Origin of the sequence: Micromonospora sp. DT63 (assembly GCF_049841615.1) — a bacterium.
GTDB lineage: Bacteria > Actinomycetota > Actinomycetes > Mycobacteriales > Micromonosporaceae > Micromonospora.
This window is the reverse complement of the sequence record NZ_JBNCKQ010000003.1, coordinates 169,870-183,041: the sequence shown is the minus strand read 5'-3', so window position 1 is coordinate 183,041 and position 13,172 is coordinate 169,870. Positions and strand designations below refer to the sequence as shown.

The 13,172-nt window shown below is 71.9% G+C and carries 10 protein-coding genes and 1 pseudogene; 3 read left to right on the top strand and 8 right to left on the bottom strand.

Annotated elements, in window-relative coordinates; genetic code table 11:
• Positions 1-161: 161 nt before the first annotated feature.
• Positions 162-998, top strand: a pseudogene (locus ACLQ27_RS13145) (ParB/RepB/Spo0J family partition protein); the annotation flags it as partial.
• Positions 999-2,464: 1,466 nt separating this feature from the next.
• On the top strand, positions 2,465-3,472 hold the full coding sequence (locus tag ACLQ27_RS13140) for a hypothetical protein (protein WP_357573713.1): 1,008 nt from the start codon (positions 2,465-2,467) through the stop codon (positions 3,470-3,472).
• A 91-nt stretch (positions 3,473-3,563) separates the two neighbouring features.
• Here the strand turns inward: ACLQ27_RS13140 and ACLQ27_RS13135 are convergent, their stop codons facing one another.
• Both ACLQ27_RS13135 and ACLQ27_RS13130 read right to left on the bottom strand, forming a co-directional pair.
• Entirely contained in the window at positions 3,564-4,565 is a 1,002-nt protein-coding gene (locus ACLQ27_RS13135) for a D-alanine--D-alanine ligase family protein (RefSeq protein WP_357573714.1), read from the bottom strand.
• Between the two features lie 7 nt (positions 4,566-4,572).
• Positions 4,573-5,886, bottom strand: a complete 1,314-nt coding sequence (locus tag ACLQ27_RS13130; RefSeq protein ID WP_234588687.1) for a PLP-dependent aminotransferase family protein — start codon at positions 5,884-5,886, stop codon at positions 4,573-4,575.
• A gap of 283 nt (positions 5,887-6,169) precedes the next feature.
• Between ACLQ27_RS13130 and ACLQ27_RS13125 the strand changes: the two genes are divergently transcribed.
• Positions 6,170-6,835 (top strand): GNAT family N-acetyltransferase, encoded by a 666-nt coding sequence (locus tag ACLQ27_RS13125; RefSeq protein ID WP_234588686.1) that lies wholly within the window; start codon positions 6,170-6,172, stop codon positions 6,833-6,835.
• 13 nt (positions 6,836-6,848) lie between these two features.
• On the opposite strand, the gene ACLQ27_RS13120 is transcribed toward ACLQ27_RS13125, so the two are convergent.
• The 6 genes from ACLQ27_RS13120 to ACLQ27_RS13095 all read right to left on the bottom strand — a co-directional run bounded on the left by ACLQ27_RS13120 (position 6,849) and on the right by ACLQ27_RS13095 (position 13,012).
• A complete protein-coding gene (locus tag ACLQ27_RS13120) occupies positions 6,849-8,012 on the bottom strand; it encodes an N-acetylmuramoyl-L-alanine amidase (RefSeq protein WP_234588685.1) in 1,164 nt (387 codons plus the stop codon).
• Between the two features lie 170 nt (positions 8,013-8,182).
• Positions 8,183-8,506: a thioredoxin gene (gene trxA / locus ACLQ27_RS13115; protein ID WP_007453873.1), complete on the bottom strand. Its 324-nt coding sequence runs from the start codon at positions 8,504-8,506 to the stop codon at positions 8,183-8,185.
• A 31-nt stretch (positions 8,507-8,537) separates the two neighbouring features.
• Positions 8,538-9,488, bottom strand: a complete 951-nt coding sequence (gene trxB, locus ACLQ27_RS13110; RefSeq protein WP_234588684.1) for a thioredoxin-disulfide reductase — start codon at positions 9,486-9,488, stop codon at positions 8,538-8,540.
• Between the two features lie 182 nt (positions 9,489-9,670).
• Positions 9,671-10,660 (bottom strand): hypothetical protein, encoded by a 990-nt coding sequence (locus ACLQ27_RS13105; RefSeq protein WP_357491725.1) that lies wholly within the window; start codon positions 10,658-10,660, stop codon positions 9,671-9,673.
• Positions 10,657-11,361 (bottom strand): RNA polymerase sigma factor SigM, encoded by a 705-nt coding sequence (gene sigM / locus ACLQ27_RS13100; RefSeq protein ID WP_357573715.1) that lies wholly within the window; start codon positions 11,359-11,361, stop codon positions 10,657-10,659. Before sigM ends, ACLQ27_RS13105 begins: the two co-directional genes overlap by 4 nt.
• A gap of 43 nt (positions 11,362-11,404) precedes the next feature.
• Entirely contained in the window at positions 11,405-13,012 is a 1,608-nt protein-coding gene (locus tag ACLQ27_RS13095; RefSeq protein WP_357491729.1) for a protein kinase family protein, read from the bottom strand.
• Positions 13,013-13,172 lie beyond the last annotated feature (160 nt).

The window sequence follows — 13,172 nt, the reverse complement described above, 5'->3', positions numbered from 1 at the left end:
GCCTGGGGGCGCTCATCCCGACCGGGCCGGTGCCGGGTGCCGCCGGCACCGTGACGGCCGAACCGGAGAACGGGCACGTTGACGTCGACGTCGATGACGGGGGGACAGTCGGGCCCCAGTCGACGGCTTCCGTCGTGCCGACCGTCCAGCAGCCCGAGTCCACGCTCAGTCCCGTTCCGGGTGCCCGGTTCGCGGAGATCCCGGTCGACGCGATCGTGCCGAACCCGAAGCAGCCCCGCCAGGTCTTCGACGAGGAGGCGCTGGAGGAACTGAAGACCTCGATCCAGGAGGTCGGCTTCCTTCAGCCGATCGTCGTGCGCCAGCTCGACGACGAGAAGTACGAGTTGGTGATGGGTGAGCGCCGTTGGCGGGCCGCCCAGGCGGTGGGCCGGGAGAACATCCCGGCGATCGTCCGGGACACCCGTGACGACGCGATGCTCCGCGACGCGCTGCTGGAGAACATCCATCGGGCCAACCTGAACCCGTTGGAAGAGGCCGCCGCGTACCAGCAGCTGCTGGAGGAGTTCGGTGCCACCCACGAGGAGTTGGCCCGCCGGATCGGCCGCAGCCGGCCGCAGATCTCCAACACGATCCGGCTCCTGAACCTGCCGGCCCAGGTGCAGCGTCGGGTTGCCGCGGGCATCCTGTCCGCCGGTCACGCCCGCGCGCTGTTGAGCCTCGACGACTCGGAGGCCCAGGAGCAGTTGGCGTTGCGGATCGTGGCCGAAGGGCTGTCCGTACGGGCGACCGAGGAGATCGTGGCCCTCACCCTGAACGACGGCTCCGCGAAGGGCCAAGCTGCCAAGCGGCGTCCGAAGCCGCACGCGCCCGCGCTGTCGGATCTCGCCGATCGGCTGTCGGACCGCTTCGACACCCGGGTGAAGGTGGACATCGGCCGGAGCAAGGGCAAGATCACGATCGAGTTCGCCACGGTGGACGACCTGGAGCGGATCGTCGGCATCATCGGCGTTCCGCAGGAGGAGGAGACGGAGGACTGAGCCTCCCGTCTCCACTCACGGCCGCGCTTCCCCTCGGGTGCGCGGCCGTTCCGCATCCGTCCTCGTTTCACGTGAAACGGCATCGCTCATCCAGCGGCCAGGAACCGCTCCTCTCGACTGGCCGGGCCCACCCGGCTTCGGCGTTCGGCTGGGACGCCGGCGCCGTGCCGGGCGGCGGGGCACGAACGGTGCCGTCTCGGTGCGGCTGATGAGGGTTCGGTAGGCCGGGATGGCCGATGTCGTCGGCGGCGCGATGCTCCAGACCGAGGCCGGGACGGTCGGCACGTCGGCGGGGCAGTGCCCAGACCTGGCCGGGATGGCGAACACCACAGCGCGGGGCCCCTGGGCTTCGGCCGGGATGGCGGACACCCGGCGCGGCGCCCCTGGGCTTGGGCCGGGAGGCTGGGCACCTTGGCGGCGCGCTGTCCAGCGCAAGACCGGGATGGCCGGCACCTGGCGGTACCGATGCCCACAACTGCTTCGTGATGGTGAGGTCTCGGCGGCGCGGTATCCGGACCAGCGGCCGGGAAGGTAGGTCCTCGGTGAGGCTCTGGACCTGTTGGAGCGCATCGGGGAGCAGACGACGCTTGGCCGGCGCGGTGTGCCGAGAGGCTCAGGCGATCTTCGCGGCGTGACAGCGTGGTCCTGGAACCGCAGGAGTCGTGAGGCCGGAAGCCGAGTGCCGACTCGGCGGAACCAACGTGGGCCGGCCGCGAATGTCAGTAGGAGCCCACGCCTGCGAGGTCGCGGGAGTGAGCGCCGACGTCTGCGCCACGGCCACGAGGGCTCGACCGTTGCGAGGTCGACGGGGGCCCGCCCGCTCCCGTGTCAGCGAGGGGCAGCGTCGAATCGCCTGCGGCTGAGCGCGTGGAACCGGCACACCGTCGGCGCGCGGAGTCCGTGAGGGCCAGCCCGGAGGCTGATGACCTCCACGAGCGACGAGAGCGCTCGCGGAGCAGTAGGTCGACCTGAGGCACCCTTCTCGGTCTTCGGGGCGGCAGCGGCTCACTGAGAGGGGCGCAGTGGGGCATCTGTTCGTCTGCCCGGAAGGGCGTTCGCCGCAGGACCGCTTCAGAGCGATCCCGTTTCACGTGAAACGGCGACCGCTCGGCACCGTCCGCGAGGCCACGGGCACGCCGCCGAGGCCCCCGTCCCTCCGAGCGAGACCACTCCGACACCCCTTCATCAAGATGGTGACGACGGGGTGCGCCAGCAACGACTGAGGGGCGGAAAAGTTATCCACACCCGTTGTCCACAGGTACCCCTCGTTTCACGTGAAACCCCGCGTGAAAGCGGGTGCCAGCCTGTGGATGACGGCCTGTGTTCGCGATCTCGGCAGCCTGTGGATATCGCTCTGGCGGTCTGCGTCGACGGGAGCAGCGATTGACGAAGAGCACTGATCGGAAGGGCCGGGACCTGTCGAACAGGTAGGGACAGCGGTCCCAGACTCGGTTAGGGTCAGCGTCGTGCACGACACCCCTCCCTCAGTCCCGGACTTCACCCAGTGGCCCTCGTTCCCCTTCGAGGGCGACCTCCGCGTGAAGCAGCTCGACGACCCGGTCCCGGTCGAACCGCCACGCAAGGGCGAGGGCCTCCGGGAATGCACCGCCTGCAACGCGCCGGACGACGCCTACATCTGGGTGGGAGAGCGATGGCGGGTCCGCGCCATGGACCGGCCGACCGGCCTGCCGATGGTGCTCATCCTGGAATCGCGGACCCACCTCGACCTGGGTGACCTGCCGAATCTGCTCGCCGCCGAGCTGGGCGTGATGACGGTACGTCTTGAGCGGGCCATCCGGTCGTTGGACGGCGTGGCGCGGGTGCACGTCAACCGATGGGGCGACGGCTCCGCCCACCTGCACATGTGGTTCCTCGCTCGACCGTACGGCCGGCTTCAGTTGCGGGGGACCTTCCTGTCCCTGTGGGATTCGATCCTGCCGCCGATCTCCGAGGAGCAGTGGCGGGAAAATCTGGCGCTCGTCGCTGCCTGGCTCGCCGAGTTCGGTGGCCGGCCGTTGGCCGAGCCGCCTCGCATCCAGTGGCAGGCGCCGTCGAGCCTGCTGGCCCAGTCCGCCGCGGCGGCGGCCCATGCCGCAGCCGCCCAGGAGGAGACCGTGTCGGTCATCGAGGCGGCCGAGGAGATTCCGGAACCAGCAGTCGAAGGCAGCCCCGACGCCGCCGATGCTTCCGCCCCCGGCGCTGGCGGGGACGTGGGCGGCGGCCCGAAGGCCCCGGTCCTGGACGCCAACCGGGGAGCCGCGCCCTCCGACGAGCCGGCGACCGACGTCGAGGCGGCGTCCACTGCCGCGTCGACGCCCTCCGACAGTCCGGCAGCCGAGGCCGTGGCCGATCCCGAGACGGCCCCCGAGTTAGCAGGCCATGAGCACCGCCCGGTCATCCCGGCTCCGCGCAGCGCCCCCACCATCGTCACCGACGACGGGCGCATCCCACCCGACGTGCGCACGACGCGCTGACCGTCGGTTCGGCAGTGGGTCGGCGAGAGGTCCGCGCGTAGGACACCCGCCGACCCACGGCCGCGGGCCGTGCGACGGGTCGAGGCCAGAGTCAGGCCGTGAGACGGGCGGCGGCCCGGGTCACCAGCGAACCCAGGAGGCGGCCGAAGTCCAGGCCGGCGGCCTGGACGGCCAGCGGCAGCAGCGACGTCTCCGTCATGCCGGGCGAGACGTTGACCTCCAGCACGTGCGGCTTGCCGGCGGCGTCCACGATCACGTCGACCCGGGACAGGTCCCGCAGACCGAGCGCGGTGTGCGCGGCGAGAGCGACCTCGGCCACCGACGCGGCCACCTCCGGCTCCAGCCGGGCCGGAGCGTGCCACGTGGTTCGACCGGCGGTGTAGCGGGCGGCGTAGTCGTACACGCCGTTGCGCGGCACGATCTCCACCGGCGGCAGCGCCTGCGGGCCGTCCCCGAGGTCGATCACGGAGACCGCCACGTCCATGCCGGGCACGTACCGCTCCACCAGGGCCGTCGAGTCGTACGCGAAGCAACCGACCATCGCTGCCGGAAGTGACGCGGCGTCCCGGACCACCGCGGCGCCCAGACCGGAGCCGCCCTGCGTCGGCTTGACCATGAGCGGAAGACCGAGCCGGTCGGCGATCCGGTCCAGCACGGCGACCGCCCCCAGTTCGGAGAAGCGGTCGTGCGGCAGGGCCACCCAGTCGGGAGTGGGGATGCCTGCCTCGCGCAGGACCGCTTTCGCGGAGGGCTTGTCCCAGGCGAGCCGGGAGGCCCGGGCGTCACAGCCGACGTACGGGATGCCGCACAGGTCCAGCACCCCCCGCAGCGAGCCGTCCTCCCCGGTGGCGCCGTGCAGGGCGATCACCACCGCGTCCGGTGGGTCGGCCGCGAGGGCGGGCAGGAGTGCCACGTCGGCATCCCGCAGCTCGGCCTCGACGCCTACGGCACGCAGAGCGTCGAGCACCCGACGACCGGAGCGCAGCGACACGTCCCGTTCGTAGGAGAGCCCGCCGGCGAGCACCAGCACACGCAGGTCGGCCGCGACGGCGGAATCGGTCACGGAGAAGCGCTCGGCAGCGGTCGTACCCATGCCGGCATCATGCCAAGTCGGGACCCGGCACGTCGGAGCCGGGCCGGCCCCGACGGCCGGCGGCACCGCCCACGGCACCGAAGACACGGCGCGTCGCGATCTCCTGCTCCATGACGCCGGCGAGTCGGCGGACGCCTTCGCGGATCCGCTCCGGGGGCGGGAAGCTGAAGTTCAGCCGCATGGCGCCGGTGCCCGTGCCGTCGGCGTAGAAGCCGGTGCCGGGCACGTAGGCGACCCGGGCGGCGATGGCGCGCGGCATCATCGCCTTCGAATCGAGCCCCTCCGGCAGGGTGGCCCACACGAAGAGGCCACCGGCCGGGGTCGTCCAGCTGGTGCCCTCGGGCATCAGATCGGCCAGCGCGTCGAGCAGCGCGTCGCGGCGTTCGCGGTAGACCTCGCGGTAGACCTTGAGCTGTTGCCGCCACGGCATGGTGCCGAGGTAGGTGGCCACGGCGGCCTGCGCGTAGCCGCTGGGGCAGAGGATCTGCGCCTCGCTCGCGATGACCAGCTTGTCGCGGACCGCGTGGGGCGCCAGGATCCAACCGACCCGCAGGCCGGGAGCGAACGTCTTGGAGAAGGTGCTGAGGTAGAAGACACCGTCGCGCCGCCGGGCCCGCAGCGGCGCCGGGGCCTCACCCTCGAAACCCAGCTGGCCGTACGGATCGTCCTCGATCACGAGCAGGCCGGCGCGCTCGCAGATGTCCAGCACGCGTTCCCGGCGCTCCTCGCTGAGCGTCACGCCGGCCGGGTTCTGGTAGGTGGGGATGGTGTAGAGGAACTTGACCCGCCGGCCGGTACGCGCGAGGTCGGCGATCGCCGTCTCCAACGCCTCGGGGATCAGCCCGTCGGCGTCCATCGGCACGTGCACCACCTGCGCCTGGGCGGCCTGGAACACCCCGAGGGCGCCGACGTACGTCGGGCCCTCCGCGAGCACCACGTCACCGGGGTCGAGGAAGAGGCGGGCCACCAGGTCGAGCGCCTGCTGCCCGCCCACCGTGACCACCACGTCCTCCGGTGAGGCACCGCACGCGGCGTCGATCCCGGAGAGCGACATGACCTCGCAGATCCGCTCGCGCAGCTCCAGGGTGCCCTGCCCGATGCCGTACTGCAGGGTGGTCACCCCGTGCTCGGAGCCGAGGCGGCCCAGCATCTCGCCGACCGCGTCGAGCGGCAGCGCGGCGATGTACGGGGCGCCACCGGCGAGGGAGACGACCTCGGGTCGACTGGCCACCGCGAAGAGTGCTCGGATCTCGGAGGCGGTCATCCCGCGTACCCGCCGGGCGTACCGGTCGGTGTAGTCGTCGAGTGTCGTGCCGGTCATGACCTCACCTCGATCGCTGCTCGGGTGGCTCCCGCCCCGGGTACCCCGCACGCTCCTGACCATGGCGACGGGACACCGATTGTCGATCCTAGTCGGCCGTGACCAGGCTGCCGCCGTGCCGGGACGGATCGACCACATGGCGGACGTCCCCGGTGTGGTGGGCATTTGCGCGTCCCCTCCCGTCCGGTCGATCGGCGGCGTACGATCGCTCGTCGGGGGCAGGAAGGCGGCACTGTCGTTCCATGCCGGCCTCACGACCGAGCCTATTGTGGGGATGCGCCATATGTCGCGACGTCTGGTCAGCCTGACCCTCGACACGCTGGAGGACCTTCCGCGCCCCTGCCGCCAGTGCGTCTACTGGGAGCTGGATCCGGTCTCGGCCGATCGGGCCTGCGCCGCCGGCGACCCGGGCCTGGAGAAGGAGGCGTGGGTCTCCCAGACCCTGCTGGAGTGGGGCTCCTGCGGCAAGCTCGCGTACGTCGACGGCATGCCGGCGGGCTTCGTGATGTACGCCCCGCCCGCCTACGTGCCCCGCTCGATGGCCTTCCCGACGTCGCCGGTCTCCGCCGACGCCGCCCTGTTGATGACCGCCAACGTGGTCGCCGCGTTCGCCGGCGGCGGGTTGGGTCGCATGCTGGTGCAGGGCGTCGCCCGGGACCTGACCAAGCGGGGGATCAAGGCGATCGAGGCGTTCGGGGACGCCAAGTTCGGTGACGCGGACGATCCGGCGGGCGGGTGCGTGGCGCCGGCCGACTTCTTCCTCTCCGTCGGCTTCAAGACGGTACGTCCGCATCCCCGGTTCCCCCGACTGCGCCTCGAACTGCGTACGGCCCTGAGCTGGAAGTCCGACGTCGAGTACGCGCTGGAGAAGCTGCTCGGGTCGATGAGCCCGGAGACCCTGCTCCGGCCGGTCCGGCCCGCCCCGGCCACCCGCTCCACCAGCGGCTGACGCGGCACGGTCGTCAGTCGACCACCGTGCCGGCGGTCACCACCGCGCGCAGCTCGCTGACGTCGAGGGAGCCGGTCGGCACGTCCCGTTCGATCGGGTAGTACATCCGCTGCACCGCGGCCACGATCGCCTCCACCACCCGGTCCCGAAAGCGGGGGTCGACGAGCCGGGCGCGGTCCACGGGCGAGGTGAGGTAGCCGACCTCGACCCGGACCGCCGGCATCCGCGTCAGCCGCAGCAGGTCCCACGCCTTGGCGTGGGTACGGCAGTCCCGCAGCCCGGTCCGCGCCACGATCTCCCGCTGCACCAATCCGGCCAGCCGCTCACCTGTCGCCGACGTCACCCCGTTGTCGGTGCCGTAGTGGTAGGTCGCCACCCCTTCCGCGTCCGGGTTGGCGTGCCCGTCCAGGTGCAGCGAGATGAAGACGTCGGCGCCGAGCGAATTCGCCAGCAGCGCCCGGTCGGTGTCCGGCAGGCACTTGTCGGGCGCGGGACCGCGGGTGAGCTGAACCCGCACCCCGGACGCGGCGAGCCGCCCCTCCAACCGGCTCGCCAGGTCGTGTACGAGGTCCGCCTCCGTCCAGCGCAGCGGCCCGTCCGGCACCACCATGCCCGGATCGGTGCCGCCGTGGCCGGGGTCGATGACCACCGTCTTGCCGACCAGCGCCGGCCCGGACTGGCGGATCGCGTCGGACTCGCGCAACCACTGGGGGCGGCCGCCGACGACCTTGCGACCGATCCGGCGCAGCGCGTCCATGGTGTGCGGCCCGCAGGAGCCGTCGGGGGTGAGCCCGACCTCGCGCTGGAACTGGGCCACCGCACGGGAGGTCCGGATGCCGTAGATGGCGTCGGCGCGGCCGACGTCGTACCCCATCTCCAGCAGTCGTTCCTGCAGCGACCGGACGTCCTCGCCGGTGAGCGGCTCGGGGATCGCGTGGTAGAGGGTGCGGGCGCCGAGCCGCCAGCGTGCGGCGTCCAACGCGCCCCAGGTCTCCGAGCCGACCCGGCCGTCCACGCTGAGCCCACGGGACTGCTGGAACGCCCGGACCGCGCGTTCGGTGTCCAGGTCGAATTCGTCGGTGTGCGGACCGGCGGCGGCGAGCAGGTCGAGGCCGGTGAGGATGGTACGGATCTCCGTGACCGCGGGTCCCCGGTCTCCGGCTCGGATCGGACGCACGCACGACCCCCTCTGCACGAATCTGGCTGGCCGGGCGGCCCCGGCTTGAGGTTATGCGCTCCGGGGCGGCCAGGTGGCTCGGCCTGGAAAAACTCCGTCCGTGCCGACCGGGGAGACAGCGAACCCCGCACCCGACGAGCGGGTACGGGGTTCGGTGGTGTCTCTGCGGATCAGAGGGCCGACTCGATGAGCCGGACCAGCTCGCCCTTCGGCTTGGCGCCGGCGATCGACTGCACGGGCTGGCCGTTCTTGAAGACGGTGAGGGTCGGCACCGACATGACCCGGTAGGCCCGGGCGGTCTCCGGGTTCTCGTCGATGTTGAGCTTGACGATGGTGACCTGGTCGCCCATCTCGCCCGCGATCTCCTCGAGCAGCGGCGACACCTTGCGGCACGGCCCGCACCACTCGGCCCAGAAGTCCACCAGCACCGGCTTGTCGGCCTGCAGCACGTCAGCGACGAAGCTCGCGTCCGTGACCGCCTTGGTATTTCCCACTATTGCCCTCCTCCGGGATGTGTTTCCTGTTTCAGCTGAGCGTCGCGATGAACCGCTCGGCGTCGAGCGCGGCGGCACAGCCGGTGCCGGCCGCGGTGATCGCCTGGCGGTAGGTGTGGTCGACCACGTCACCGGCGGCGAAGACGCCGGGCACGCTCGTCCGGGTGCCGGGCGCCTGGACCTTCACGTAACCCTCGTCGTCCAGCTCGACCTGGCCCTGGAAGAGCTCACTGCGCGGGTCGTGACCGATGGCCACGAACACGCCTGTCACGTCGAGCACCTTGGTCTCGCCGGTGTGCACGTTGCGGACCCGTACGCCGGTGACCTTGCCGTCGGCGCCCAGGACCTCTTCGACCGTGCTGTTCCACTCGACCTTGATCTTGTCGTTGCTCAGCGCCCGGTCGGCCATGATCTTGCTGGCCCGGAACGAGTCCCGCCGGTGGATGATGGTGACCGAGTCGGCGAAGCGGGTGAGGAAGCTGGCCTCCTCCATCGCCGAGTCACCACCGCCGACGACGACGATGTGCTGGTTGCGGAAGAAGAAGCCGTCACAGGTGGCGCACGAGGAGACACCGTGGCCGAGGTATTCCTGCTCACCCGGCACACCCAGCGGACGCCAGGCCGAACCGGTGGAGAGGATGACGGAGCGGGCCCGGTAGGCGGTCTCGCCGACCCACACGGTGCTCACCGCGCCGGAGCCGGCGTCGCCGGTGTCGACCAGCTCCACCCGGGTCACGTCGTCGGTGAGGAACTCGGCGCCGAACCGCTCGGCCTGCTTGCGCATGTTGTCCATCAGCTCGGGGCCGAGGATGCCGTCGGCGAAGCCCGGGAAGTTTTCCACCTCGGTAGTGGTCATCAGCGCGCCACCGGACTGCACGCCCTCAATGATCAGCGGCTTCAGGTTGGCGCGCGCCGCATAGACCGCCGCCGTGTAACCGGCCGGGCCGGAGCCGATGATGATCAGGTTGCGGACCTCGTCCACTGCCGTCTCCCGAGTTGTGTGTGTTCGGCGTCGGCGCGCGCACCGATGCTGATCCGAGTGCCGACGCCTGGGGGGTGCCGGCAGCTGACTTCCAGAACGTCATCGTACGAAGCGGGGATTCCCGAGCCGGGCATCCGGTGGGTCACGTCACGTGGACGCACATCGCACCGATGACCGCGGATTCACCCTACCCGCGACGAATACCGGCTGTCCGAGCCGGACCCGGGTACACCACACTCGGGGCCGCTCACCCACGCCCAACGGACCCCCGTCGCGTCGGTGAACCGGATGACCAGCGCCTGCTCGCCCTGGAACCGTGCGTAGTCGATCACCTCGACGACCAGCGGGGCCGAGCCGTGCTCCGCCGCCACGGCCGACAGGCAGCCGGTCAACGCCGCCTCGCCGCTCAGCCGGGCCAGCTGGTCCGATCCGTCAGGGGCCGGCCGTCGACCCCCTTCGGCGTCCACCCCCTGCTGCTCGCTGCGGCCGTCGCTGCCGTTCCCCAGCAGCGGCGACGGCCGTGTGGTCGCCGTCTGGCCGAGAGTCTGCGGGGTGTAGTCGGTTCCGCTGTGCAGCGCGGGCCCGGAGGTGCGGGCCGCCCCGGCCGCTGCCGCACCTGGTGCGGCGGCCGGGCGGTCCATGGCGCCGCTGTCCGTGGTGTTCGTCGACAGTTGCGCAAGGCCCAGACCGACAGCGACGACAGCGACAGCCGCGGCGGCCACCGGAGTGACGGTCCGAGCCCAGCGGCGGTGCCGGCGACCCGGGCCGGTGGCTCTGCCGCGCCCCGACTCGGTCGGCGACGGGCCGCCGGGGCGACGGCCGCCCTGCGCCGGGACACTGACCGGCGTCGCGGGAGCAGTCAGCTCGGGCGAGCCGGTGGCGCCGCCGAGGGTGGCCGGGGCGTCGTCAGTCGGGGTGTCGGCCGCGGCCAGCGCGGCGGAGATCCGTTCGGCGACGGCCGGGGGCAGCTCCGGGGAGGGCTCGGCCCAGCGGGCCAGCTCGGCGCGGACCTGCGTCACCGCGGGAGCAAGCAGCGCGTACGCCTCTGCCCACGCCGGCTCCGTGTCGACCAGCCGGGCGATCCGGGCCTGCTGTGGTGTGCCGTCCAACGCGCCGCCGAGGTAGTCAGCGAGCAGGTCGGTGTCGACCTCCCTGAACCCCTCGTTCGTCACGCGTCCTCCTGGTTGGCGTCCTGCCGGTACCGAACCGACCCTGATCCGACGCCCTCGGCCGGGCGCGGGTTCCCCGGCGTGACGCCGGGCACGTCCGCGTTCCGTCCGGCCGGGGCCGGCTGCGACGGCGTCGCCGGCCGCAGGTGCCCGAGCAGCACCGCCAACCGTGCCCGCCCCCGCGCGCAGCGGCTCTTCACAGTCCCCTCGGCGACACCGAGGATGCGGGCCACCTCGGCCACCGGGTAACCCTGCACGTCCACCAGCACCAGGGCGGCCCGCTGCTCGATCGGCAGCGCGGCGAGCGCGGCGCGGACGACAAGCGCCGTGTCGTGGTCCTGTGCGGGCGCGGCCGGCTCGACACCGCCGGTGCCGGATCCGTCGCCGGACCGGTTGCCGTCGGGTAGTGGCACGGTGGGGTGCGCCTGCCGGCGTCGGATCCGGTCCAGGCAGGCGTTCACCACGATGCGGTGCAGCCACGTGGTGACTGCGGAGTCGCCACGGAAACGGCCAGCCGCCCGGTGTGCCGACAGAAGGGCGTCCTGGAGGGCGTCGGCGGCCTCCTCGCGGTCGCCGAGCGTCCGCAGGGCCACCGCCCAGAGCCGGTCGCGGTGCCTGTGGAACAGCACCGCGAAGGCGTCCCGGTCACCGGCGACGTGGGCGCGCAGCAGCTCGAGGTCCGTTGCCGCGTCGCGCCCGTCCATCACCACGTCCAGCGGATGCGGTGCCCGGGTCGTGCTGGCCGGATCACGAACCCTGGACCGTAATCTCCTGCACGCCGAGCCGGAAGCCGTCCTCGTCGCCGATGGCCGGCAGCTCGGTGAACCAGAGCAGCAGGTAGCGGTACTTCTGGTCGGCGTTGAAGCCGTTGAAGGTCATCGTGGTGCCGTCGTGCTCCTTCAGGACACCGATCTCGGTCTTGTAGTTCGCCACCATCTGCTTGTCGCCGCCGGAGGTCGACGGGTAGGTGGTCGTGCCGGCGAGCAGCTTCGCGGTGGCGCCTCGACCGGAGAGCACGGCCTGCACCGACTTCACCGTGTGCGGCGAGCCCAGGTCCAGCCAGACACCCATGCCGGCCTTGAGGTTCCCGTACGTGGCGTTCGGGTAGCGGTCGGTCTCCCAACCCTTGTCGTTGTCACCGTCGATGATCTTGTCGGCGCCGCCGAGTTCGTCGCGCTTGCTGCTGTCCGGGTCGATGATCCGGATGCCCTGCACGCCGAGGTTGCGGACCGTGGCGGCCGCCGGGGTGGCGTCGCCGGCCGGAGCGCTGGCGGTGGGCGTGGGCCCGGCGGTGTTCTGCGGGTCCTTGTCGCCGTCGCCGAGCGCGCTGATCCCGATGAGCAAACCGACCAGGGCGACCGCCAGCAGGCCGGCGATGCCGATGGCGACCTTGCGACCACCGGCCGCGGCCAGCGGCGACGGCTCGTCCTCGGTGTCGGCGGCGAAGCGCAGTGGCCCACCGTTGTCGAGGTAGTGCTCCTCCTCGGTGGGCACGTCCAGCCGGGCCAACTCGGCCGCCAGCACGTCGGACGACGGCGGCGCGATCTCGGCGTCGAGCAGATCCATGGTCAGGTCGTCCAGGTACGCGGGCACCCCGGCCCGAACCTGGCGGGGTGCCGCGAGGGTGCCCCCGGCGTCCCGGACCGCGTCCGGGATGGCGGCCCGACCATGGCCGGCGGTGGCGCCGCGCAGCGGTGCCTCGGCGTGCGGCCAGTGACCGGTCAGTGCGAAGTAGAGGACGCCGCCGACCGCCCGGATGTCACTCTCCTGGCTGTCGTCGCCGTCGGTGCGCGCGTCGGCCAGGACCACGCGACCCTCGTCGCTGATCATGACGGTGCCGGGGTGGACGTTGCCGTGCACCATTCCGGTGGCGTGCACCGCGGCGAGCGCGCTGGCGACGGCGTTGCCGATCGCGGTGGCCCGTGCCGGGTCCAACGGACCGTCGGCGGCCAGGTCGCGCAACGACTGACCGTCCACCCACTCACGGACCACGTACGCCCGCTCGGCCTCGTCGATGGCGTCGTAGACGCCGACCAGGTTGGGGTGGATGACCCGGCTCGCCGCGACGGCGGCCTGGAGCATCTCGGTGGCGGAGTCGCCACCCGGGTAGCGCAGCACCACCGCGACGGGGCGGCGCAGGATGACGTCGACCCCGCGCCAGACCAGCCGACCCGCGCTGTCGTTGTTGATGTGCTCGACCAGCTCGTAACGCTCGGCGAGAATTTCACCGGCCGTGGGAGCACCGAAGGTCATGACCGGAGGAGCGCTCTCGTCCGCCTCCTGACCCTCGCCGACCTGGGTCACCCGTCCTCCCTCGGTGATCGTGTCGATCGATGGACCCGCACTGCTGGGCATGTGGCTTCCCGCTCTGCCGTCGAAGGAACCGGCCAACCGGTGTCGACGCGCAGCGTCGGCGCCTGCCGTACCCGTCGAGAGCGACCTTACCCGGGTTGCCCGTCTCCCCGACATGTCATCTTCTTGCCGTACTCGGCGGGGTGCCGGGAGTCGGGGAAGT